Source organism: Mycobacterium kubicae, assembly GCF_015689175.1.
Classification (GTDB): domain Bacteria; phylum Actinomycetota; class Actinomycetes; order Mycobacteriales; family Mycobacteriaceae; genus Mycobacterium; species Mycobacterium kubicae.
This window is the reverse complement of record NZ_CP065047.1, coordinates 2,717,842-2,739,207: the sequence shown is the minus strand read 5'-3', so window position 1 is coordinate 2,739,207 and position 21,366 is coordinate 2,717,842. Positions and strand designations below refer to the sequence as shown.

Annotated in this window: 18 protein-coding genes; 12 read left to right on the top strand and 6 right to left on the bottom strand. The window is 63.0% G+C overall.

Annotated elements, in window-relative coordinates; all coding sequences use genetic code 11:
* Nucleotides 1-51: 51 nt before the first annotated feature.
* From I2456_RS12785 to I2456_RS12775, 3 genes are all read left to right on the top strand, one after another.
* On the top strand, nt 52-855 hold the full coding sequence (locus I2456_RS12785; protein WP_068027259.1) for a transglutaminase-like domain-containing protein: 804 nt from the start codon (nt 52-54) through the stop codon (nt 853-855).
* 280 nt (nt 856-1,135) lie between these two features.
* Nucleotides 1,136-1,600 (top strand): DUF5994 family protein, encoded by a 465-nt coding sequence (locus I2456_RS12780; protein ID WP_068027255.1) that lies wholly within the window; start codon nt 1,136-1,138, stop codon nt 1,598-1,600.
* 173 nt (nt 1,601-1,773) lie between these two features.
* Nucleotides 1,774-1,977: a cold-shock protein gene (locus I2456_RS12775; RefSeq protein ID WP_068027252.1), complete on the top strand. Its 204-nt coding sequence runs from the start codon at nt 1,774-1,776 to the stop codon at nt 1,975-1,977.
* Between the two features lie 832 nt (nt 1,978-2,809).
* Here I2456_RS12775 and istB read toward each other — a convergent pair.
* The 4 genes from istB to I2456_RS28475 all read right to left on the bottom strand — a co-directional run bounded on the left by istB (nt 2,810) and on the right by I2456_RS28475 (nt 5,971).
* The gene (istB, locus tag I2456_RS12770; protein WP_085073773.1) at nt 2,810-3,628 is read right to left on the bottom strand and encodes an IS21-like element ISMyma9 family helper ATPase IstB; all 819 of its coding nucleotides are present in this window, start codon (nt 3,626-3,628) and stop codon (nt 2,810-2,812) included.
* Entirely contained in the window at nt 3,628-4,845 is a 1,218-nt protein-coding gene (istA, locus tag I2456_RS12765) for an IS21 family transposase (RefSeq protein WP_085073774.1), read from the bottom strand. The genes istB and istA overlap by 1 nt, the downstream gene beginning before the upstream one ends.
* 45 nt (nt 4,846-4,890) lie before the next feature.
* Entirely contained in the window at nt 4,891-5,091 is a 201-nt protein-coding gene (locus I2456_RS12760) for a hypothetical protein (protein WP_139823295.1), read from the bottom strand.
* Between the two features lie 505 nt (nt 5,092-5,596).
* Nucleotides 5,597-5,971: a hypothetical protein gene (locus I2456_RS28475; RefSeq protein ID WP_241007929.1), complete on the bottom strand. Its 375-nt coding sequence runs from the start codon at nt 5,969-5,971 to the stop codon at nt 5,597-5,599.
* Nucleotides 5,972-6,705: 734 nt separating this feature from the next.
* Here I2456_RS28475 and I2456_RS12750 point away from each other — a divergent pair.
* From I2456_RS12750 to I2456_RS12740, 3 genes are all read left to right on the top strand, one after another.
* Nucleotides 6,706-6,873, top strand: coding sequence for an STAS domain-containing protein (locus I2456_RS12750; protein ID WP_163703835.1), 168 nt, complete (start codon nt 6,706-6,708; stop codon nt 6,871-6,873).
* 211 nt (nt 6,874-7,084) lie between these two features.
* Nucleotides 7,085-10,015, top strand: a complete 2,931-nt coding sequence (locus I2456_RS12745) for an AMP-binding protein (protein WP_085075252.1) — start codon at nt 7,085-7,087, stop codon at nt 10,013-10,015.
* 382 nt (nt 10,016-10,397) lie between these two features.
* Nucleotides 10,398-12,032, top strand: a complete 1,635-nt coding sequence (locus I2456_RS12740; RefSeq protein WP_085075251.1) for a fatty acyl-AMP ligase — start codon at nt 10,398-10,400, stop codon at nt 12,030-12,032.
* Nucleotides 12,033-12,114: 82 nt separating this feature from the next.
* On the opposite strand, the gene I2456_RS12735 is transcribed toward I2456_RS12740, so the two are convergent.
* Both I2456_RS12735 and I2456_RS12730 read right to left on the bottom strand, forming a co-directional pair.
* Nucleotides 12,115-12,510 (bottom strand): YdcF family protein, encoded by a 396-nt coding sequence (locus I2456_RS12735; RefSeq protein WP_241007928.1) that lies wholly within the window; start codon nt 12,508-12,510, stop codon nt 12,115-12,117.
* A gap of 503 nt (nt 12,511-13,013) precedes the next feature.
* The gene (locus I2456_RS12730; RefSeq protein WP_085075249.1) at nt 13,014-14,627 is read right to left on the bottom strand and encodes an arylsulfatase; all 1,614 of its coding nucleotides are present in this window, start codon (nt 14,625-14,627) and stop codon (nt 13,014-13,016) included.
* 73 nt (nt 14,628-14,700) lie between these two features.
* Between I2456_RS12730 and I2456_RS12725 the strand changes: the two genes are divergently transcribed.
* From I2456_RS12725 to I2456_RS12700, 6 genes are all read left to right on the top strand, one after another.
* Nucleotides 14,701-15,537 (top strand): SDR family NAD(P)-dependent oxidoreductase, encoded by an 837-nt coding sequence (locus tag I2456_RS12725; RefSeq protein ID WP_085075257.1) that lies wholly within the window; start codon nt 14,701-14,703, stop codon nt 15,535-15,537.
* A gap of 185 nt (nt 15,538-15,722) precedes the next feature.
* Nucleotides 15,723-16,295, top strand: coding sequence for a hypothetical protein (locus I2456_RS12720; protein ID WP_068027234.1), 573 nt, complete (start codon nt 15,723-15,725; stop codon nt 16,293-16,295).
* A gap of 233 nt (nt 16,296-16,528) precedes the next feature.
* Nucleotides 16,529-18,703: a glycogen debranching protein GlgX gene (gene glgX, locus I2456_RS12715; RefSeq protein ID WP_082952117.1), complete on the top strand. Its 2,175-nt coding sequence runs from the start codon at nt 16,529-16,531 to the stop codon at nt 18,701-18,703.
* Between the two features lie 170 nt (nt 18,704-18,873).
* Nucleotides 18,874-19,149 carry a DUF4235 domain-containing protein gene (locus I2456_RS12710; RefSeq protein ID WP_068027231.1) on the top strand — a complete coding sequence of 92 codons (276 nt, stop codon included), beginning with the start codon at nt 18,874-18,876 and terminating at the stop codon, nt 19,147-19,149.
* Nucleotides 19,150-19,332: 183 nt separating this feature from the next.
* Nucleotides 19,333-20,214, top strand: coding sequence for a DUF1295 domain-containing protein (locus tag I2456_RS12705; RefSeq protein ID WP_174814194.1), 882 nt, complete (start codon nt 19,333-19,335; stop codon nt 20,212-20,214).
* Entirely contained in the window at nt 20,211-21,359 is a 1,149-nt protein-coding gene (locus I2456_RS12700; protein ID WP_085075248.1) for an FAD-dependent oxidoreductase, read from the top strand. Before I2456_RS12705 ends, I2456_RS12700 begins: the two co-directional genes overlap by 4 nt.
* Nucleotides 21,360-21,366: the final 7 nt, after the last annotated feature.

Below are 21,366 nucleotides of genomic sequence, written 5' to 3'. Positions count from 1 at the left end.
CACGAGTCTCCCCGGCTGGCGAATCCGGAGGCACTGGCGCATTATCGCGCTATGAGACGAGAAGTAAGCGCAGAGATGGAAGTCGAAATCTCCGCGCCGACCACGTTGGAATTTCAGATTGCTGTGGCACCGCATCCGGGCACCGAGGTCTTCGAGTCGCTGAGCTTCGTCTTGGACGGTAGAGCCGTACACCCGTTGGAGATCAGCGGCGTGCATGGCAACCGTATCCACAAGTTCGACGCAGCGGTGGGCACATTGACGGTCGACTACGCGGCGACGATTGTGGGCCAGACCGATCCGGCCCCCGTGACCGAGTACGACCAGTCGATGTATCTGCGACCCAGCCGATACGCCGAGGCGGATAAGTTATACGGTTTCGCGGCAACCGAATTCGGCGGCGAGGCCGATTCGGCGAGACTGCTAGAGCACGTCAGCTCTTGGGTAGGAACAAGACTGAATTATGTGCCCGGCTCCAGCGATCCCATTGACGGAGCGGTGGACACGCTGCTCGCCGGCGCAGGCGTATGCCGCGACTACGCGCACCTGGTCGTGGCACTGCTGCGTGCCGTCAACGTGCCGGCCCGATTGGTTTCGGTGTACGCGCCTGGGGCATCTCCGATGGACTTTCACGCAGTGGCCGAGGCTTTCGTCAACGGGCAATGGCGGGTCGTCGACGCGACGCTGCTAGCGCCGAGGCAGACCATGGTGCGTATCGCGACTGGGCGCGACGCGGCCGATACAGCCTTCCTCGACAATCACAAAGGCACAATAACCTTGAACCGGCTGATGGTGTCTGCTGTGGTGGACGGGGATTTGCCGCCAGACTCGATAGATCAGCTTGTCTCCATCCGGTGACTGCGCGGGGCTACGGCCACACACACCATCTACTGATCAAAGTCGAAACTGTTGTACGACAGTCTCTTACCTGCACCCACCGCGCGCCCAGGCTACTGCGCACACATACCCGCTAGTGCCAGAGCATGAAGAGGCGGTTCTGGGACAGCGCGTCGGTAGGTGTTTCGGCAAAGAAGAGTAGACTGGAAGCATCTGCGGTATTTCGCGCCTGGTTATTCAAAGCCACGCCGTCGCCGATTCGAATGATTGGCCGGTCTTGCGGTCAGACGGGAGCGTCGCTATGACGCTGAAACATGACCACACCAAAGTCGAGAGCCGGCCGACTCCGCCGGAACACACACCGAGGTTGAGGCTGAAGCCCAAGGCGCCCGTCAGCGGGTTCGTCGACGGAGCGTGGTGGCCCCACAGTCGCGACCTTGCGGTAGAGCTGCCAGATCTATTGGCGGTGCTGTCGGTTCGCCTCGGACGGATCAACCGCGTGATCTACAGCCTCAGCGAATGGGCATCGTCACCCGCGAAGTTGACAATAAGTGGACACACCGTGCGACTCGGCGGATATCGCTATCAGCCGGTCAACACCGTTGAGGTTCTCGGACTCAATGGCGCCAGAATCGTCCTACTCGTCGTATCCCCGGAGGCGGAGCCCGACCAGGCACACGCCGTGATGATGGCTGCGGCTGGCCCAAATAACGCCTTGACAGTCGAAACCCTGCTCACGATCAGCGCCGAGGACAGCAAGATCTGAAACGCTTCGCTTGAAGCCATTGCGCGAGAACGCATCTGAGCAGGAGGGTCCCGGACGCCCACGAAGCGGGACGGTGTCGCCGCGAATGCCAAGCTTTTAAGCTGTCGAGTTGCTTGTGTTACGGTTGCAGCCGGGTGTAGCTGATTGCGCCCACTTAGAAGAGAGAAGTAAGTATGACACAGGGAACTGTGAAGTGGTTCAACGCGGAGAAGGGCTTCGGCTTTATCGCGCCGGATGGCGACGCGAAGGATGTGTTCGTCCACTACTCCGAGATTCAGGGGGGCGGTTTCCGTTCCCTCGAGGAGAATCAACGAGTCCAGTTTGACATCGCCCAGGGCCCCAAAGGTCCTCAAGCGGTCGGTGTGACCGCGGTTTAGTTATCGAAGCCCCCCAGGGCTAACCCGTTCGGCCCGTTGCAAAGCCGGCCCATGTTGGTCGGCCCTGGGGGTTCGTACGCAGCACATCGCGCCATCCCGTCGCCCCGGCTAGTAGTGCTGTTTGCGCCGCTTGGCTTGGTGCGCCCCGCGATCCATCCTTTCTCCGCCTTGGATTCTCCGATTCGGTACGCCACTGCGCAGTCCGCGAGGACGCGTATCGCCATTTCTCCATAAGCAAGTGATGTGTGGGTTGACGTCGCGAAACTTGTTCTCCGACATCTGAGCTGCGGCTTGCGAATGCTCGTTGCTGGACTCAGCATCGCGCAATGCGACCGGCTTGGAGCGGGCATGCCAAATTCCGTTGTACAACACAGTCGCAAGGCCTGCCGCATGCACGCAGTGGCCACAGCGAGCGGCGGTAACGATGACATTTGAGTGGCGAGTCGGACTCAGTCGGCGAGTTGTCCGTCGCGCGCATGCCTCTTCGATGGTCCGGGGGCTGTCCGCCGCAACCAGTGAGGGCGGCGGTCAGGCCACAAAGCAGATCGAGGACGCGGTCCAATTGGCGGCACCGTCGTAGGACATCAGGCGGATCCAGTGCACGCAGTCGAGGATTTCGGTGATCGCGAGTCGGGGAACAGCAGCAAGTAGATGTGGAAGGTATCCTCGCCGGCGAAGCGGGCGATGTGAGCAGTGCGAGGACGCCGCAGCATTCCGGGCGGCGGCTTGTCCGAGCGAAGTGGCCAGAGGGCGCGTGACCGGCCGCGGCATCACTTTTTGTCGGCTCCGGTTGAATTCTGAGCAGCCTGCTCCGGTTGAAAAGTGAGCAGGTTTACGGGGTTGAGTCTGCCTGACGATCGGCTTCCACGGAGGGTAGGGATTCGATCGCGGTGTGTTTGATGCGGTAGCTGGCGCCTTTGAGGGCGATGACGTCGGCGTGGTGCACGATCCGATCGATCATGGCTGAGGCGATGGTGGCTTCGCCGAAGACCTGTCCCCATCGGGAGAACGGCAGGTTGGAGGTCAGGATGATCGACGATTTCTCGTATCGGGTGGAGACCAGTTGGAAGAACAGGTTGGCCGCTTCGGTGTCGAAGGGGATGTAGCCGACCTCGTCGATGACGATGAGCCCGTAGCGGGAGATTTTGCGCAACTCGGCGTCGAGGCGGTTGGTGCGGTGCGCTTCGGCCAGGCGGGTGATCCAGCCGGTGGCCGGGGCGAACGCAACCCGGTGCCCGGTGTGGGCGGCCGCGATTGCCAGGGCCGTGGCCAGATGCGTTTTACCGGTGCCCGGCGGGCCGAGCAGCACGATGTTGCGGGCTTCGGCCAGCCAGCCGCCGGCTTCCAGGCGGGCGATCTGGGCGCGGTCGATGCCGGGTTGGGCGGTGAAGTCGAAGTCGGTGATCGTCTTGATCGCTGGGAATCCGGCATACCGGATGCGTTGACGGGCACCGGATTCAGCACGGGCATTGGACTCCACTGCCAAGACGGCGCCGAGGTAGTCCTCCAGCGACCAGTTCGCTTCACGGCCTTGTTCAGCTAGCCGGTGGTAGTGCGCGGCGATCCGCGGCGCCTTGAGCAGACGAGCTTGGTGGGCGATCAGCTTGTCGGCCTCACCCGGCGCCGAGGGGCTGCGTTTCGTGGTGGCCATCAGGCGACCTCCCCGGTCCCGAAGTGTGCGTCATAAGCACTCAGGTCGGCGATCTCGACATCTACCTGCAGGTGAGCTCCCTTGGCTGGCCGGGTCCGGAACTGCTCGCGCAGCACCGCCGCAGCCGCCAGATGCTGCGGATCGGTGACCAATCCGGCTGTGCCCCAGAGCCGTTCATGATCAGCGACCAGCCGGTCACCACAGCGGACGGTGATCCGATCCAGGCCGGCGGCCACCGTGATCATCCGCCCGATCACCTCCGGGTTCACCGAGTAGGCGTTGCCGCCGACGCCGACGTAGTAGTCGCGACCCAACCGCGTCGTGATCGTCGTCCCGACCGCCGGAGCCACCGGCGGAAGTATGGCCATCGCCGCCCGGTCCGCCGCCAAGGCCTCGGCAGGGACCAGCCGGGTGCTGGCGTGCACGCGGCGGTTGGCGATCGAGATCAACCAGTCCCACAATTGGGCGTTGAAATCGGCTGCGCAGGTGAACATCCTGCCCGGCAGAAACGACGTCTCAAGGTAACCGTTGACCCGCTCGACCAGACCCTTGGTCTCCGGATCATAGGGCCGGGCCTGAATCAAGCGGGTGCCCAGCACACCACAGAACCCGGCCACCCCCTCAGCCAAACGGCCGCGCCGACCGATACCGGCCTCGTTGTCCCACAACAGAGTCCGTGGCACACCACCGATGTTCCCGGCGATCAACTGCCACATCCCGGCCAACAGATCCCCGGTCACCCGTGACGGGATCATCATCGCGGCGATGAACCGCGAGTACGCAGCGACCATCACCAGCACCGGAAACGACCGCAATACCCCAGCGTGATCGGGAACCAGCTGGCCAGGAAACCACAGATCGCACTGCACCTGCTCACCGGGCAGATGCACCAGCCGATCGCACGGATCGACCGGGGTGTACTCCGGGCGGATCCGCGCAACGTTCTCGGCGAACCACGAGTGCCCGCCAGTCCAACCCACCCGCTGCGCGATCACCGTCGTCGGCATCGTCGGAAACTGCCCCAACAGCACCCGCACCGCCATCTCGACCTGGGCCCACCCCGACATCACCGCCGGCTTGCGTTCATAGCGCGGTGGCGCCTCCGAGCGCAGCGCCTTGGCCACGGTGTTCCGCGACAGACCCAGCCGCCGCGCGATCGCAGCCTGCGACAGCTTCTCCGACCGATACAGCCGGCGAATCTCCGCCCAATCCTCCACAGTGATCACTCTCCAATCAGAAGGGTGCTCACTTTTCGACCGGAACTACCTGCTCACTTTTCGACCGGAGCCGACAACTTTTGAATGACTCAGGGCCAATTGGCGAGAGTTCTGCGCGACGGCACGCAGTCGGCCGAGCCGATTCGGGTCTTCACTGGCCACCGAAAGCTTTTCGAGCACGTGCTCGACGACGTGCCGGTAGAGCATCACCGGATCTCGACCCACCGCTTCATTGAGTCGACGCATCGACAGTCCGTCCACCGTTGCGGCCCAAAATCTTCAGCGCGGCCTGCAGGACCATCTACCGGTTGAGCGGACCTTTGGGGCCAACCGCGATGAACGAGTCCTCGTCGTCAGGGCCCCGAATAGGCCCAGTCGTCTGTCTCGGCTTAGGCGCGAAATATCCAGCACCGGATAATCTTTGGCATCGTTGGCATTCGCCGGCCTAGGAGCTGATGTCGCTGCGCCGGTTGAACTGGTACGGGCCCGGCGATCGAACACGAACTCGAGGGGTTTCGAGATCTCGCCAAAGCTGAACAGGCAGTCCGTTTGTCAAGATGCGCGGCTGGTCGAGAGGTCGCCAGGTCGAGAAGATGCAACCGTCCTACTCCCCTTGTTGACTACTCCGCCGTCGGAATCCCACGCCGAAATGCGGCAGCCATTTTCGTTCCGGCCCGCAGTAGTGGACGAATTAAATACATTTTTTGTTCTTTGCAATTGGAGTACTTGCCACGGCAAATGCAAGAAGGCTCTAATGACGGATTGTCGCGCTGTTGCGCGGACGGCCGCCCATTGGGTCGCGCGCCGACTTCTGGTGTTCAAGCTGTCGGATCAGCTCCCGCTTCGCTTCGCTTATAGCGCGGGTGATGTCCGGGTTCTGGGCGACCGCTATTAGCGGCGCACGGCCGGGCAGGCTGGTGCGCAAAGTGACGCGCTGTTCTTTTCCGCCACGGTCTTGCAACGAGACTTCCACATCGATATCTCGTGCATCCCATCGTCCTAGCAGATGCGGACCAAGCGTCGACAACGTGTCTAATACGTGCTGGCACTCCCTTGCTTTGAAACCCGCACCGACGTGAAGCACGTGGTCCCCGAAGGCGTCTTGCTGTTCGTTTACAGGTTTCATCGTGCCTTCTCCTTGACTAAAGGGGAACGCGGGCACTCAAAGTGGCCCGCGCAATTGTTGTGCGGTGATCGGCTCGAATTTGCCGGTACGACGGAAACTCACGCTCTATCGGCAAATTTCAGTGCAGCGACGGCTATAACCGCCCGCGCTCAATTAAACGCCCCTTCCGGCGGTTATGTCAATAATTCTGACCTGCGGCGTAAATACTTGGACCCGCTAAAAATTCCAGAATTTCGGCGCTCCGTCTGCAGTGAGTTACTACCCCGGCGGAGGTGGACCCCAATCTGGCTTCTTGCGCCGCGTCGGGGCCATAGTTCCGACCTGGGAACCGTTGCCTTAACGCGATCGACTCTGTCGCGCGTGCAGGGCCGCTCGCTGTGTGAAGTTAATCCCTTGACGCGAACCAGGACCCGACCTTTGGTTGGCCGGTTCAAGGCGAAGGTGGGCGTTACTCCTGAGCTGTCGGGGGCATTGAGCTGTGCGGAAGCACTCAAGCGGTGTAGTGTCATAGCTGCTGAAAATCTCAGCTGGTCCGGGGCGGGTTTTCACCGTTCGCTGCCAACCCGAGGAGCCAGTTAGCTCCGAACCCGGACACGCCGGTGATTGCCCGAACGACGGGATCACCATGACCGACAGATCGTTACTCTCTCCAGCCCTGCCCGGACACGCCGGTTTTGATACGCAATTGTCTAAGCCGGAACAAGGCTGAGTTAGCCCGATTTGACACTCAATTGATGGAACCGTCGGTGGCTGTTCTCAGCGCCGACGGCGACATTGACCGACCGAACGCACGGATCCTCGCCGAGTATCCTCTCACCGCCCTGGTGCGTTGCCGTCAACTGATTCTTGATCTGACCCGCCTCGAATTCATTTGTGCTTGCAGGATTCTCGGCGTTGCATAGGATCTTGAGTTAGCTGCGCGCGTGCTGAAATCGACGGGACGTTAGTGCCTATAACCGCTGTACTCCTAGTGTTACGATGCTGCGACTCGGACAGATCGCTGCCAACTGTCGACACCGTCGGTGCGGCACTGCTCGGCCTTCAAAGTTCCGTGTTCGACGCGACCCCGCCCCGTAAAGCCGTGTGGTATCTGTGAGGTGGGGTAGTGACCTGATGGCCGGTCCCGCGAACCGGATAGCCGCGACCGTACGGAACGGTGTCGAGGTGCTCCGGTTTGGTGGGCTTCAGACGGGAACCCGTCCGTCGCCGTTTCAGACCGTTGAACGCTGTGACATGTACCGGCTACGACGGTACTTCGCGGGCAGCGTGAATGATCCGCCACGGCCACCGGTGATACTTGTACCGCCGATGATGATGTCGGCCAACATCTTCGATGTCACTAGAGACCAAGGCGCGGTCGGTGTCCTCCACGACCTGGGTGTGGACCCGTGGGTGGTGGACTTTGGCTCACCGGACCGGGAAGCCGGTGGGCTCGAACGCACGTTGAGCGACCACGTCGTCGCGCTGAGCCGGATTGTCGATTCGGTACATGCACACACCGGGCAAAAGGTGCATTTGGCGGGCTATTCACAGGGCGGCATGTTCTGCTACCAAACCGCTGCCTACCGCCGTTCCGAGGGCCTGGCGAGCATCGTCACCTTCGGAAGCGCCGTAGATTCGTTGGGCGGACTGCCATTTGGAATCCCGGCGGCCCTAGCGGGCCGCGGTGCGCAGCTTGTAGCCGATCACATATTTAACCGTCTCTCCGTATCCGGATGGATGGCCCGTACCGGATTTCAACTTCTGGACCCGATCAAGACAATCCGGGCGCGATGGGACTTTTTACGCCAGCTTCACGACCGAGAGGCGTTGCTACCCAGGGAACAGCAACGTCGATTCCTTGAGGTGGACGGCTGGGTGGCATGGTCGGGTCCCGCCGTCGCCGAACTGTTGCGGCAGTTCGTGGTCCACAACCGGATGATGGCCGGTGGCGCCGTGATCGATGGCACATTGATCACGCTCGCCGAAATCACCTGCCCGGTCCTGGCCTTCATCGGCGAGATCGACGACATCGGCCAACCTGCATCCGTGCGCGGTATCCGGCAGGCCGCCCCCCGGGCCGACGTGTCCGAAGTGTTATTGCAGGCAGGGCATTTCGGGCTCGTTGTCGGATCGACTGCCGCCACCCACACCTGGCCCACGGTCGGTAATTGGGTGCTGTGGAAAGACGGCCGCAGACTCAGGCCGCAGGGCGTACTTACGATGGGGCCCGACCCCAGCGTCGGGGTCGATGGCGCTACCGGACTGTCTGCGCGAATTGGGCACTCGGCCGGTGTGCTGACTGAATTGAGCATCGTCCTGAGCCGGGGATTGGCCGACTCGGCGGTGTGGGCAGTACGCAGCGGCACGGAGATCGCCGGAGAGGCGGCGCGTACCGTACCGCGGCTCGCCCGTCTCGGACGCCTACAGCCCCACACCCGAGTGTCGTTGGGCAGGTTGATAACCGAACGAGCGAACCGAGCGCCCGGTGACGAATGCTTCCTCTTCGAGGACCGGGTACACACCAACGCGATGGTTGAAAACCGCATCGACGACGTAGTTCGCGGCCTCATCGCCGTCGGTGTCCGTCAGGGAGCCCACATTGGTGTTCTGATGGATACCAGCCCCGGCGCAGTGGTCGCGATCGCGGCATTATCACGGCTTGGTGCTGTAGCGGTGTTGCTACCGCCGGACCGCGACCTCGCCGGCGCCGTTCAGTTGTGCGAAGTGGCTGATATCGTGGCGGACCCACACCATGTGGCGGCGGCCGTCGCGACCGGCGCCAGGGTGCTCACGCTCAACCACGGCCGCACCGCGGACCTGCGCCGGACAGATTCGAGCCGGATCGTCGAGCTGGACTGCCTCGACCTGTCGAGTGCACGACTGCCTAAGTGGTACCGGCCGAACCCGGGTCGGGCATGTGACCTCGCCTTCGTGTTCTACAGCACGATGGGAGGCCGCCGGGTGATTCAGGAGGTCACCAATAATCGGTGGGCGCTGTCGGCCTACGGCACCGCCACGGCCGCCGCACTAGACCGCCGCGACACGATCTATTGCCCGACTCCGCTGCACCATCCGCTAGGTCTGATGGTCGGCCTCGGCGGCGCGGTCGCCGGCGGGTCGCGCATCGCCTTGACCCCGAGCGTCGACCCAACGCGGTTCGCCGACGAGGTTCATCGCTACGGGGTCACGGTGGTGACTTATACCGGGACCATGCTGCGTGAACTGGTGGATGCGGCGTCGCCCGAGCTTCAGGAGCATCATCCAATTCGCCTGTTCATCGGGGCTGGAATGCCGACCGGGCTTTGGCATAAGGTCACCGACCGATTCGCCCCGGCCCAAATCTTGGAGTGCTATGCCTCAGTCGAGGGGGACGCGGTGCTGGCCAATATTTCTGGCAGCAAAGTTGGGGCCAAGGGTAGGCCGCTGCCGGGCAGCACCGAGATACGGCTAGGCGGCTACGACGCAGCGACAGGCCGGTTCATCGAGGATGACAACGGTTTCGTGCGCGCGTGCGCGAACGATGAAGTGGGCGTGCTGCTAGCGAAGGCGCTCTCGGGACCCGACGCCGCACGCGGGGCAATGCGCTCGGTATTCGCCGAGGGAGACACGTGGGTTACCACAGACCACCTGTTTCGCCGGGACTACGACGGCGACTACTGGTTCGTCGACAACAGGAGCACCGTCATCCAGTCGGCACTCGGACCGGTCTTTTGTCAGCCGATTTGTGACGCGCTCGGCGAAGTCATGGTCATCGACATGGCCGTCGTCTATCCCGTTGCGACCGACACTCATGATGTCGCTGTCGCAGCCCTGATGCTCGACAACGACGGCGTCCTCACCTCGGCCGCTCTGACCGCCGCGTTGGGCCGCCTACCGGGGGACCAGCGGCCCGCGTTCGTCCAGATCGTTGACCACATACCGCTCACGCCGTCCTACCGCCCGCTATCGGCCGCGCTGCAATCGGCCGGGCTGCCGGCAGCGGGGGAAACGACTTGGTATTACGACCGTGCCGACGGCAATTATCGGCAACTGACCACCACCGGAAGCACGCACAATGTCTAGCTTTGGAATCGCAGACCCGCGGGTCTCGGACAGTCAAGAGTTGGTGCTGTTGGTCGATGCTGACATTGTTGTGTCTCTATTGTGTCAATGGTGATCGCCGCTTATGTCGGCGGCATCGGCGCGCTTCCACGCCTTGCCTTGCGCGAATGTGTAACGTCAACGCATTCGAAATACTCGACACCTCGCTTAGCTCGAAGTGACGGCCCGTCAGGATTTGCGGGAAAGGGGCGTGCTGCGTGCCGATAATTTCGCTACAAGGCTTGCGTCGTGACGCCGGACCTTTCCGCGCGCTACTAGTGCATGCGCGTCCGCCGTTAAGCTCGCCGGCTCACGGTCAGAGGTTAATCGCCCGGCCGACCCGCTGCACCCAAAAGGAACGACCATGAGCGAATTCACTGAAACGATGTATGCCAGCGCTCATTCCAGTTCGAACGGCATAGTTACCGGGGAACCGAACTGCCCTGTCCGGCATACCTGGGGCGAGGTCCATGAGCGGGCCCGCCGGATCTCGAGTGGCCTGGCTACGGCCGGCGTCGGACCCGGCGATGCCGTGCCGGTGCTGGCCGGTGCTCCGGCCGAGATTGCACCTGCGGCACAGGGCATCTGGATGCGCGGCGCCAGCCTGACCATGCTTCACCAACCCACGCCGCGCACCGACCTGCAGCGCTGGGCAGAAGAGACCACCGCCGTCATAAAGATGATCGGCGCCAAAGCGATTGTCATCTCCGACCCGTTCATGCCCGCTGCTCCGTTGCTCTCCGAGTCGGGTATTGGAGTGCTGATCCTCGACCAGCTGCTCGACAGCAATCCGATCGATCCGGTGGAGACAGACGACGACGATGTTGCGCTATTGCAGCTGACGTCGGGATCCACCGGGGCACCCAAGGCTGTGCAAATCACACACCGCAACGTCGTTTCTAACGCCAAAGCGATGTTCATGGGCGCGAACGTCGATATCGAATCCGACGTGATCGTGAGCTGGCTACCGTTGTTCCACGACATGGGCATGACCGGCTTCTTGGCTGTGCCGATGTTTTTCGGAGCCGAGTTGGTCAAGGTCACTCCGATGGACTTCCTTCGGGACACCCTGCTGTGGGCCAAGCTGATTGACAAGTACAAGGGCACAATGACCGCGGCGCCGAACTTCGCCTACAAGCTGTTCGCGAAACGCCTTCGCAAGCTCGCCGAGCCTGGCCAATTCGACCTTTCCACACTGCGATGGGCGCTATCGGGCGCTGAACAAGTCGATCCCGCCGATGTCGAAGACCTCTGCGAGGCAGGCAAGCCGTTCGGATTGCGCCCGGAAGCAATCCTGCCGGCATATGGCATGGCCGAGACGACCGTGGCGGTGTCGTTCACCGAGTGTGGCGCAGGCCTGGTGGTCGACGAGGTCGACGCCGACCTGCTTGCCGTACTGCAACGGGCAGTCCCGGCTAGTAGAGGCAAAACCCGTCGGTTGGCTACCCTTGGCCCTCTGCTGAGCGGGCTGGAGGCACGCGTCGTCGACGAAGACGGCAACATCCAGTCTGTTCGGGGCGTCGGCGTCATCCAGGTGCGCGGCGAACCAGTGACGCTCGGCTACGTGACGATGGCCGGCTTCGTCTCGGCACTGGACGACCAAGGTTGGTATGACACTGGCGATTTGGGCTATCTCACCGAGACCGGCTCCATCGTCGTTTGCGGCCGAGTCAAGGACGTGATCATCATGGCCGGTCGCAACGTCTACCCGACCGACATCGAACGCGCCGCTGCGCGTGTCGCGGGGGTCCGGGCCGGCTGTGCGGTGGCGGTACGCCTGGATGCCGGACACTCGCGGGAGACGTTCGCAGTAGCTGTGGAGTCTAATGACTGGCAGGACCTGACTGAGGTACGCCGAATCCAGCATCAGGTGGCACATGAGGTCGTTGCCGAGGTCGATGTGCGGCCGCGCAACGTGGTTGTACTCGAGCCGGGGATGATCCCGAAAACTCCTTCGGGGAAGTTGCGGCGCGCAAATGCGTTGGTACTCGTCGCCTGAGTTTCTTTGCGATGCAGAGAAACCTGGCGCGCATCACGTTGCACGGGTGCATGGGCGGTTGGTTGACTTCGAGGGGCAAGTCTCAGCCTGCCGCCGCCACCCGAGCACGGCGATCCCGATACCTCTCGAAGGCGACCAAACCCGCGTGCAGGGGCCCCCACTCCATCAGGACGTAATCCCGCGCTCGGACCAAACGCGCAGCCAACTCAGGTGATTCGTCACGAAGGATCTGGCGTGCACGACGCGCGTGGAACGTATTCGATGCGATCTTGATGGCTGGACTATCGGTCATCAACGGCACCGAGTTCACGACGTTCTCGACAGTTGTCCTCGACTGGTCCTCCACGACGACGTTGTGCACCGGCACCCCAAGATGGTGCACCGCGTAATTGGCCATCATCTGCGCCTCGGGAACCGGACCGTGCACGGCGCCACCAGAGAACACGAAGCGAGCACGGTGGGGATCGGTTGAACGCACGGCGATACGAACACGCCAACGTTGCAAAATCGGAAGTGGACATCCCAATACCAACACGCTTTCACCAGACGCGATTCGGCGCGGATCGGTAGCTCCGGTCGGAAGAGCGTCTCGCGACGCCTTCCATGTAGTCCACTCAGCCCATCCAAACACCACGCTCAATACGGCCACAACGCCCGCGACCCAGCTTCTACCAACAGTCATCGACCCATTCGATCACGACCGCCAGGCAGGCTCACCAGAACACCCCCGGGCAAGAATTGATGACGACTCTGTGGCCAAATCACTTGACGAAACCCACCAGCCCGAAGAGTGGGATGCGCTGGATGTTGGGACGCAACCCGATTCGAGACATAAAGTCCCGCATCGATAGTCAGCACCGCTATGTCGGTGCCGGAATGCCACCAGAAGTTTCATGCTGCAGGTGGGACCTCTGGCCCAGCATCTTTGCCGGTCACCGCCTTCGGCCCGCCCAACCCCAGGTCAAACCCTGTACCCGGGTCTTATTCAAAGGCCTCGAGGTCAGCGTCGAAAACCAATATGGGATCGAGGATTACGCCATTGTCCTCCACATAGCTGTCCCACAGCGCCACCAGTTCGGCCAGTTTGTCCGTCCGCACGGCGGCTTGATCGTGAATCTCGCCGGGGTCGGTAGAGAGGTCGTAAAGCTGCCAGGCCCCCGGACCGTACGGCGCGGGCAGGAAGAGCGCTTTCCAGTTGCCCTGACGAATCGCACGCCGGCCGAACAATTCCCATCCCGTGCCGGTGTCCGCGCCATGCACCTGCGGTGCCGAGCCGGAGAGGTACTTTACCAGCGAGCTGCCGCGCATCGATGCGACCTCGCGGCCGCGGTAACTGGTGCCGGGGTGCGTAACGCCGGCAAGCTCCAACAGGGTGGGAGCGATGTCCATGACGGTTGTGAACGCCGTCCCGATCTCGCCCTGTCGCTTGAAACCAGGCCACGTGACGAAGCCGACCACCCGTATGCCGCCTTCGGTGGTGAAGGCTTTGTGCAATCGCGACGGAGCGGTGGCGGCTTGCGCCCAGCGCGGGCCGTACCAGATGTAGGAGGTGGGACCGCCGAGATTGTCGAGGCTGTTGTCGCAATGCTTTTCGATCTGTGCGGCGATTTGAGGACCTCGAAGCGGCATCGCCTCCACGATCGCACCCTCGGCGCCGTTGTCCGAGAGGAAGATGACGACCGTATCATCCAATTCACCTGTCTCGCTGAGGAAGTCGATCACCCGGCCGATGTTCCAGTCCATCCGATCCACCATCGCGGCATAAACTTCCATGCTGCGGGCAGACCGGGCGCGTTCGTCGGCCGTCATATCAGCCCATTCCGGGGCTCCGTCGGCCACAACCGGGTGAGCTTCCACGTCTGGCGGGCACAGGCCAAGCCGCTTCAGCGCCGACAACCGCTCCTCGCGTAGCGCGTCCGGCCCGTCGTCATAGCGACCGCGGTAGGCCGCAATCGACGCCGTGGGTGCTTGCAAGGGCCAGTGGGGCGCTTGAAACGGCAGATAGGCGAAGAACGGTCTGTCGTCCTCGGCGGAACGCTCACGGAAGTAGCGCAGCAGAGTGTCGGTATAGAAGTCTGACGAGTAGAAGTCGTCCCCGACCGTGACGAACCGATCGTCCTCGGTGTAAAGCGTTGGTACCGGCGAAAATCCGGCCCCGGCGGCACCGCCGTAATGGCTGGCGCCGGCCGGCAGCAGTGCGAACGATCGCTCGAAGCCGCGTGCCCATGGAGAAGTTTCGATCGTTGCCCCGAGGTGCCATTTGCCGGCCATCAAGGTCAGATAACCGGCATCGCGGAGCAGCTCGGGTAAGGCGACGACCCGGTCGTTGAGATAGCCCTCATAGCCGGGCGCACCACGGAAGCCGGGAATGGCAACCTCGAGCATCGTGCCGATACCGGCGACGTGGTGATCGGTTCCGGTAAGCAGCATCGCCCTGGTCGGCGAGCATGCCGGCGCGGAGTGGAAATCGGTGAAGCGGATGCCCGCGTAGGCCAGCCGGTCGAGGTTCGGTGTGTTGATCTCGCCGCCGAACGCGCCGATATCGGAGAACCCGAGGTCGTCGGCCACAATCACCAGGAAATTTGGTCGCGTCACGGTGAAGCATCCTGTCAGTTCTGACGTCGGTAGGAAACGGCCGTGGGCAGGCGGTGCACTCGTGACCGAAGATATGAGCATGGTGCAGGCAACAGGCCCGCTGCTTGCCGACCGGGTCGCCGTAGTGACCGGTGGCGGGGGCGGCATCGGTGCGGCGACGTCCCGGCTATTCGCACAGCACGGCGCGGTGGTGATCGTCGCCGACATCGACACCGAACGCGCTCATCGCACCGCCGACGAGATCGGCCCGTCAGCGTTGCCGATCGTCGCCGACGTGCGCCGCGAACACGACGTCGACAGTCTGGCCCGCACGGTGCTCGATCGCTACGGCCGGGCGGACGTGTTGGTGAACAATGTGGGCCACTGGGTGCGCCACCCCGGTAGCTTCGCCGGCACCGACCCGCACCTGTGGGACGAGCTGTACCAGGTGAATCTGCATCACGTGTTCCTGGTCACCCGTGCGTTCCTGCCGGCAATGGTCGCCCAGCGCTCTGGAGCGATCGTCAACGTCTCCTCCGTGGAAGGTCTGCGCGGGTATCCCGAAGATCCGGTGTATGCCGCGTTCAAGGCGGCCATCATCCAGTTCACCCGAAGCTTGGCGGTCCAGGTGGGCGGCGACGGCGTGCGGGTTAACGCGATCGGTCCCGACGTCACGGAATCGCTGCAGGTCCCCTACACACAGTGGTTGACCGCCGACGAGCAGACGCGATGGCCGCAATGGGTCCCGGTCGGCCGGATGGGAGTGCCCGAGGACCAGGCGCGGGTGATCTTGTTCCTGGCCTCGGACCTGTCGGCGTTTGTCACCGGCCACACGATCCCTACCGACGGCGGTACCGGCGCGGCCGGCGGCTGGTTCCGCTCCTCGCGGCGTCCCGGCCGGGAATGGACGAATCGGCCCATCGACCCTTGACGCCTGTGTCCAACGAGTTAACTGTTCGAAGCCGGGCGCCGGACCCGATATCTATTAAATATGTTGGTGGATACGGCTAAAGTCTGTGTGCCGCGATGCCGAGGCGCTGAATATCATTCTTTCCCGGGGAGATCCTGTTGAACGTGCCACCCCTGCGTGCCCCAACGTCGACGCTGCCCCGCAACGTGACCGGTATCGTACTGCTGGTATTGCTGGCCGCGGGGCTCACCTTCGTCGCCGTCAATGGCGGGCAGCAGCACAACAGCACGTCGCGCCCGTCCGGCGCCCCGTCACCGTCGTCGGCGGCCGCACCGGCCAGCACCTTCGCCATCCCGGGTTGCTACACACCGTCGTTCCCGCCTTTCGCCCGTCCCATCCGGTTGAAGATCGTAGGCTGCGCCAGCACAGCCGTTGCGCTACAGGACATGTCATGGAGTTCGTGGGGCCCGCAAGGTGCCGACGGCACCGGCGTAGCCAACTTCAAAATCTGCGATCCCAACTGCGCGCGGGGGTATGAGGTCACGCGACCGGTTGTGGTCCACGCCTGGAATCCCCAGCCGCCACGCCCGGACTCCGGTTGCACCGCCGGTGTGCAGATCTTTGCCGACATCATCCTGGCCTTCCCGCAGGGGCCCCCGCCGGACACCGGTCAATCGATGAATGCGCAGTACAACGGCATGCCGGCAGTGCACTACGTCAACTATTCGGTGGGGAATGCGCCGGATCGCCGATTCATCGGCAATACCTTCTGCAACTGATCAGCGATGCCGAAACGCTCGGAAACCCTTGTCGCACATAGTGATCGATGTGGTTTTGCGACGGCGGCTCGCCGCTCCCCCGCCGATCAGCGCCGTGGCGAACATCATCCACCGAATACTCGCGGCTACCGAGATGCTTAGGCCTCTGGTTCAACGGTTATACAGTGCAGCGCGACCGCAGGTGTTCGCGCCCTCAAGTCTGGTCGAACCCCAGCAGGAAGTCAGGAGACACGGTGACTACGAGTGCCAGTTCGCAGCACACGGCGGCATCGACTGCCAGCGGTGAAGACCGACCTGAAGTATGGCCTGGCAAGGCGTATCCCCTGGGAGCGACCTACGACGGGTCAGGAACGAACTTCGCCGTCTTCAGTGAGGTGGCCGAGCACGTCGAGTTGTGTCTCTTCGACGACGACGGCAACGAAACCAAAGTCGCGATGCCAGAGGTGGACGGATTCGTGTGGCACGCGTTTCTGCCTAGCGTGCAGCCAGGCCAGCGCTACGGATACCGGGTGCACGGCCCCTACGACCCAGGCAACGGACAGCGATGCAATCCGAACAAATTGCTGGTTGACCCCTATTCCAAGGCGATCGACGGCAGCTTCCAATGGGACCAGTCGTTGTTCAGCTACAACTTCGGGGACCCGCAGAGCCGCAACGACGAGGACTCCGCGGCCAACATGCCCAAGTCGGTGGTGATCAACCCATACTTCGACTGGGGAGTCGACCGCCCCCCGGGGCATGAGTACGCCGACACCGTCATCTACGAGGCGCATGTCAAGGGCCTCACCCAGACGCATCCAGCCATCCCCGAGCGGATGCGCGGCACCTACTCGGCGATCGCGCATCCCGCGATCATCGAGCACTTGAACAACTTGGGTGTCAACGCCATCGAGCTGATGCCCGTGCACCACTTCGCCAACGACTCCACGCTGATCGAAAAAGGCTTGTCGAATTACTGGGGATACAACACCATCGGCTTCTTCGCGCCCGACTTCAAATACGGGGCGACGGATACCCCTGGCGGGCAGGTACAGGAATTCAAAGCGATGGTGCGCACGCTGCACGAAGCCGGTATCGAGGTGATCCTCGACGTCGTCTACAACCACACCGCCGAGGGCAACCACATGGGCCCGACGCTGTGCATGCGTGGGATCGACAACGCCGCCTACTACCGGCTCGTCGACGACGACAAGCAGTACTACATGGACTACACCGGCACCGGCAACAGCCTCAATGTCGGCCACCCCCACACGTTGCAGCTGATCATGGACTCTCTGCGGTACTGGGTCACCGAGATGCATGTGGACGGATTCCGTTTCGACCTGGCATCCACCCTGGCCCGGGAGTTCTACGACGTCGACCGGTTGTCGGCGTTCTTCGAACTCGTGCAGCAGGATCCGATAGTCAGCCAGGTCAAACTCATCGCCGAACCGTGGGACGTCGGGCCCGGTGGGTACCAGGTGGGGAACTTCCCCCCGCAGTGGACCGAGTGGAACGGCAAGTTCCGCGACTCGATCCGCGATTTCTGGCGCGGTGAGGACGCCATCCTCAGCGAGTTCGCCTCGCGGATCAGCGGTTCTGCGGACTTGTACGAACACACCGCGCGCCGGCCGGTGGCCTCGATCAACTTCGTTACCGCGCACGACGGCTTCACGTTGCGAGACCTGGTGTCCTACAACGAAAAGCACAATGAAGCCAACGGCGAGGACAACAACGACGGCGAATCGCACAACCGATCGTGGAACTGCGGGGCCGAAGGCCCGACCGACGACCCGGAGATCAACGCGCTGCGCGCCCGGCAGCAGCGCAATTTCCTGGCGACTACCATACTGTCGCAGGGCGTTCCGATGATCTGCCACGGCGACGAACTCGGCCGCACCCAGAACGGCAACAACAACGGATTCTGCCAGGACTCCGAACTCACCTGGATCAACTGGGACAACGCTGACACTGACTTGATCGAGTTCACCAGTGCGGTGACCGCGATCCGCGCCGCGCACCCGGTTTTTCGCCGGCGGCGGTTCTTCACCGGCGCTCCGGTGCGCCGTCGCGGGGCTAAAGGGTTACCCGACATTTCTTGGTTCCGACCCGACGGTTCGGAGATGAGCGACGAAGACTGGGACTCGGGATTCGGCAAGTCGGTCGCGGTCTACCTGAACGGCCTGGGCATTCCGGGGACCGACGCGCGGGGGCAACGCATCACTGACGACTCGTTTGTGTTGTGCTTCAACGCCCACCACGAGCCCATTGACTTCGTGCTTCCGCCAGATGAGTTCGGCCCGGGGTGGATTCCGGTGTTGGACACCACCGTGGCCACTGGTCGTGTCGAACAGGACGGCGCGTTGAAGGCGGGCGGGACGATTACCGTGCAGGGCCGCTCGATGGTGCTGCTACAGGCGACCGCCTAAAACGGCAGGTCATGCCAAAGGGGTTGTCCGCGGGGACGTTTGACTGTCCTTGACGCCGCGGCGGCGGCCGTTGGGTGGTATGCCGGTGAGTGGTGTCGGCTTAACTATCTGCCGATCGGGGAATGAGTACAGATACCCCTGTGCAATCCGCCCGATGAGTGAGGATCACCATGAGTGCGAAGTCGAAAGCCTTGTACATGCCGCTTTCCATTGCCACCAGCGTCACCGGAGGTCTGCTGGCGGGCGCAATCTTCAGTCAGGTGTGGAAGCGGTTCAGCAACGAAGAACAGGCGCCGCCGGACCCGAAGGACTTGAGCAACTCCGCCCGGTCGGCGCTCATAGGTGCTGGACTGCAAGGCCTGATCTTCGGCGTGGTGAAGGCCGCGGTCGACCGGGTGGGTGCCCGCGGCTACCAGGCCGTCACCAACGAGTCCCCCGTTCCCTAGTGTTACGCCGGCCTTGACAGCCACGCCTGAGCGCGGCTAGAACGTGTTACAGTTTGCCCCACCCTTCCACTGGGCCGGGGCGACCGGGCTGTGCGCATCGAAGGAGCCTGCTATGGATCCTGTTCGCCGAAACGCGCTGCAGCACAGGGATTTTGGAATCATCCTCGGCCGCCGCCCGCGATGATGACGAAATCGCGCTCACTGCTGATCGTCGGGGTAGCGTACGTCGTCGCGGTTGGCGTGGCTGCCGCCTGGCTTATCTGGGGCCCGTCCACTGGGCGGCTCTGGCTGGACACGTTGGTCGCCGATGTGCTGGCCACCGTGGTGGTGTTCGCGTTCAGCCGCGCCTACCGCAACTCGAGCTTCTATGACGCGTACTGGAGCGTCATTCCGCCGTTGCTGACCTTCTACTGGTGGAGTCAGGCCGGCGCGGGGGTCGATCAGCCGCGCTGCTGGCTGGTCGCAGCCTTGGTGCTGTTCTGGGCGGTGCGCCTCACCGGCAACTGGGTGTACGGCTTCCCCGGGCTAGACCATGAGGATTGGCGTTATCCGATGTTTCGGGAGCGTGCGGGACGCTGGGCAGTGGTCGTCGACCTCGTCGCGATCCACCTCATTCCGACGGTGCAGGTCTTCGTGGGCATGCTGCCGGTTTACGTTTGTCTCACCCGAGCCGGAACCGGTATCGGGTGGCTGACCGTCGCCGCCTTCGCGGTCGGCGTGGCGGCGGTGACCCTCGAGTTGCTGGCGGACCTGCAGTTGCACCGGTTCGTCCGGACACGGAAACCCGGCGAGGTCATGGACCATGGACTTTGGGGTTGGTCGCGGCACCCGAATTACTTCGGAGAGTTCAGTTTCTGGCTTGCCCTGGCGTTGTTCGGGGTGGCCGCCGCGCCGTCGGACGCATGGTGGTTGTTCGTGGGTGTGCTGGCCATGTTGGGCATGTTCCTGGGCGCCAGCATTCCGATGATGGAAACGCGCAGCCTGCAACGGCGACCCAGCTATCAAGAGGTCATTGACCGGGTGCCGCGTTTCGTGCCCAGGCCGCCTCGCCGGGCTGCGGCATGAGCCGCAAACGCGTGGTTATCGCCGGACTGGGTGATGTCGGTCTGCTGACCGCTATCCGGCTGTCTCGGCACGTCGACGTGGTCGGTATTTCGGTTAAACCCGCGTTGGTGAGCGGCCAAGAACTCGGCTTGCGGCTTTCCCGGCCGAGCGATTGGGTTCGTGATTATTGGATCCCGTTCGACCGGTTCCGCCGACTGGACGGGGTACGGACAGTTCAGGCCGAGCTCACCGGAGTGGACCTGGCGACCCGAAAGGTGTTAGCTCGGGGCCCAGACGGGGCGCCGGTTGTCGAGCGCTACGACGCGCTGGTGATTGCGACCGGGGTGAGCAACGGCTTCTGGCGCCGGCCCACATTGCAATCCGCCGCCGAGATCAGCGCCGAACTCTACGCCGCCCATGACCGACTGGCCGCGGCCAAATCGGTGATCGTCATCGGCGGCGGGGCGGCGGCGGTCAGCAGCGCCGTCAACCTGGCCACCACCTGGCCGGACAAACGGATCGATCTGTATTTTCCCGGCCAGCGTCCGCTGCTCGAATATCACTCCCGGACATGGAACCGAATCGAGCAGCGGCTCAACAAACTTGGCGTGCGGATTCACCCGGGCCACCGGGCTGTCATCCCGACCGGGTTCACCGGTGAGGAGATCACCAGCGCACCGGTCGACTGGAGTACCGGGCAACCACCGGCTTCGGCCGAGGCGGTGCTCTGGGCCATTGGCCGGGTACGGCCCAACACCGGCTGGCTGCCACAGGAGATACTGGACGACGATGGATTCGTCCGGGTGAAGCCCGACTTGCGCGTCCCGGGACATCACGGTGTCTTCGCCGTGGGCGACGTCGCGGCGACCGACCCGTTGCGCAGCTCGGCGCGAAATCGTGGAGACGCCCTGGTAGCGCACAACATTCGAGCGCGATTCGCCGGCCGAAAGTTGCGCTCGTTCAGCCCGCCGAGTCGGAGGTGGGGTTCGGTGTTGGGTAGTCAACCGGACGGGATGGAGGTGTTCTTCCCCACCGGCCATGCCTTCCGATTCCCCGCCTGGGCGGTCGAACACTTGGTGATGCCGTGGATCGTGCGGTGGGGCATGTACCGCGGAGTACGCCCGAATTACCCATTGAAACAATTGGCCGACAACGACGTCGGGTGAGAGGTCG

Coding starts and splice junctions, on each gene's coding strand:
- I2456_RS12785 (WP_068027259.1), top strand. CDS start 52: ATGAGACGAGAAGTAAGCGCAGAGATGGAAGTCGAAATCTCCGCGCCG.
- I2456_RS12780 (WP_068027255.1), top strand. CDS start 1,136: ATGACGCTGAAACATGACCACACCAAAGTCGAGAGCCGGCCGACTCCG.
- I2456_RS12775 (WP_068027252.1), top strand. CDS start 1,774: ATGACACAGGGAACTGTGAAGTGGTTCAACGCGGAGAAGGGCTTCGGC.
- istB (WP_085073773.1), bottom strand. CDS start 3,628: ATGGCCACCACGAAACGCAGCCCCTCGGCGCCGGGTGAGGCCGACAAG.
- I2456_RS12760 (WP_139823295.1), bottom strand. CDS start 5,091: ATGCGTCGACTCAATGAAGCGGTGGGTCGAGATCCGGTGATGCTCTAC.
- I2456_RS28475 (WP_241007929.1), bottom strand. CDS start 5,971: ATGAAACCTGTAAACGAACAGCAAGACGCCTTCGGGGACCACGTGCTT.
- I2456_RS12750 (WP_163703835.1), top strand. CDS start 6,706: ATGGAACCGTCGGTGGCTGTTCTCAGCGCCGACGGCGACATTGACCGA.
- I2456_RS12745 (WP_085075252.1), top strand. CDS start 7,085: ATGGCCGGTCCCGCGAACCGGATAGCCGCGACCGTACGGAACGGTGTC.
- I2456_RS12740 (WP_085075251.1), top strand. CDS start 10,398: ATGAGCGAATTCACTGAAACGATGTATGCCAGCGCTCATTCCAGTTCG.
- I2456_RS12725 (WP_085075257.1), top strand. CDS start 14,701: ATGAGCATGGTGCAGGCAACAGGCCCGCTGCTTGCCGACCGGGTCGCC.
- I2456_RS12710 (WP_068027231.1), top strand. CDS start 18,874: ATGAGTGCGAAGTCGAAAGCCTTGTACATGCCGCTTTCCATTGCCACC.
- I2456_RS12705 (WP_174814194.1), top strand. CDS start 19,333: ATGACGAAATCGCGCTCACTGCTGATCGTCGGGGTAGCGTACGTCGTC.
- I2456_RS12700 (WP_085075248.1), top strand. CDS start 20,211: ATGAGCCGCAAACGCGTGGTTATCGCCGGACTGGGTGATGTCGGTCTG.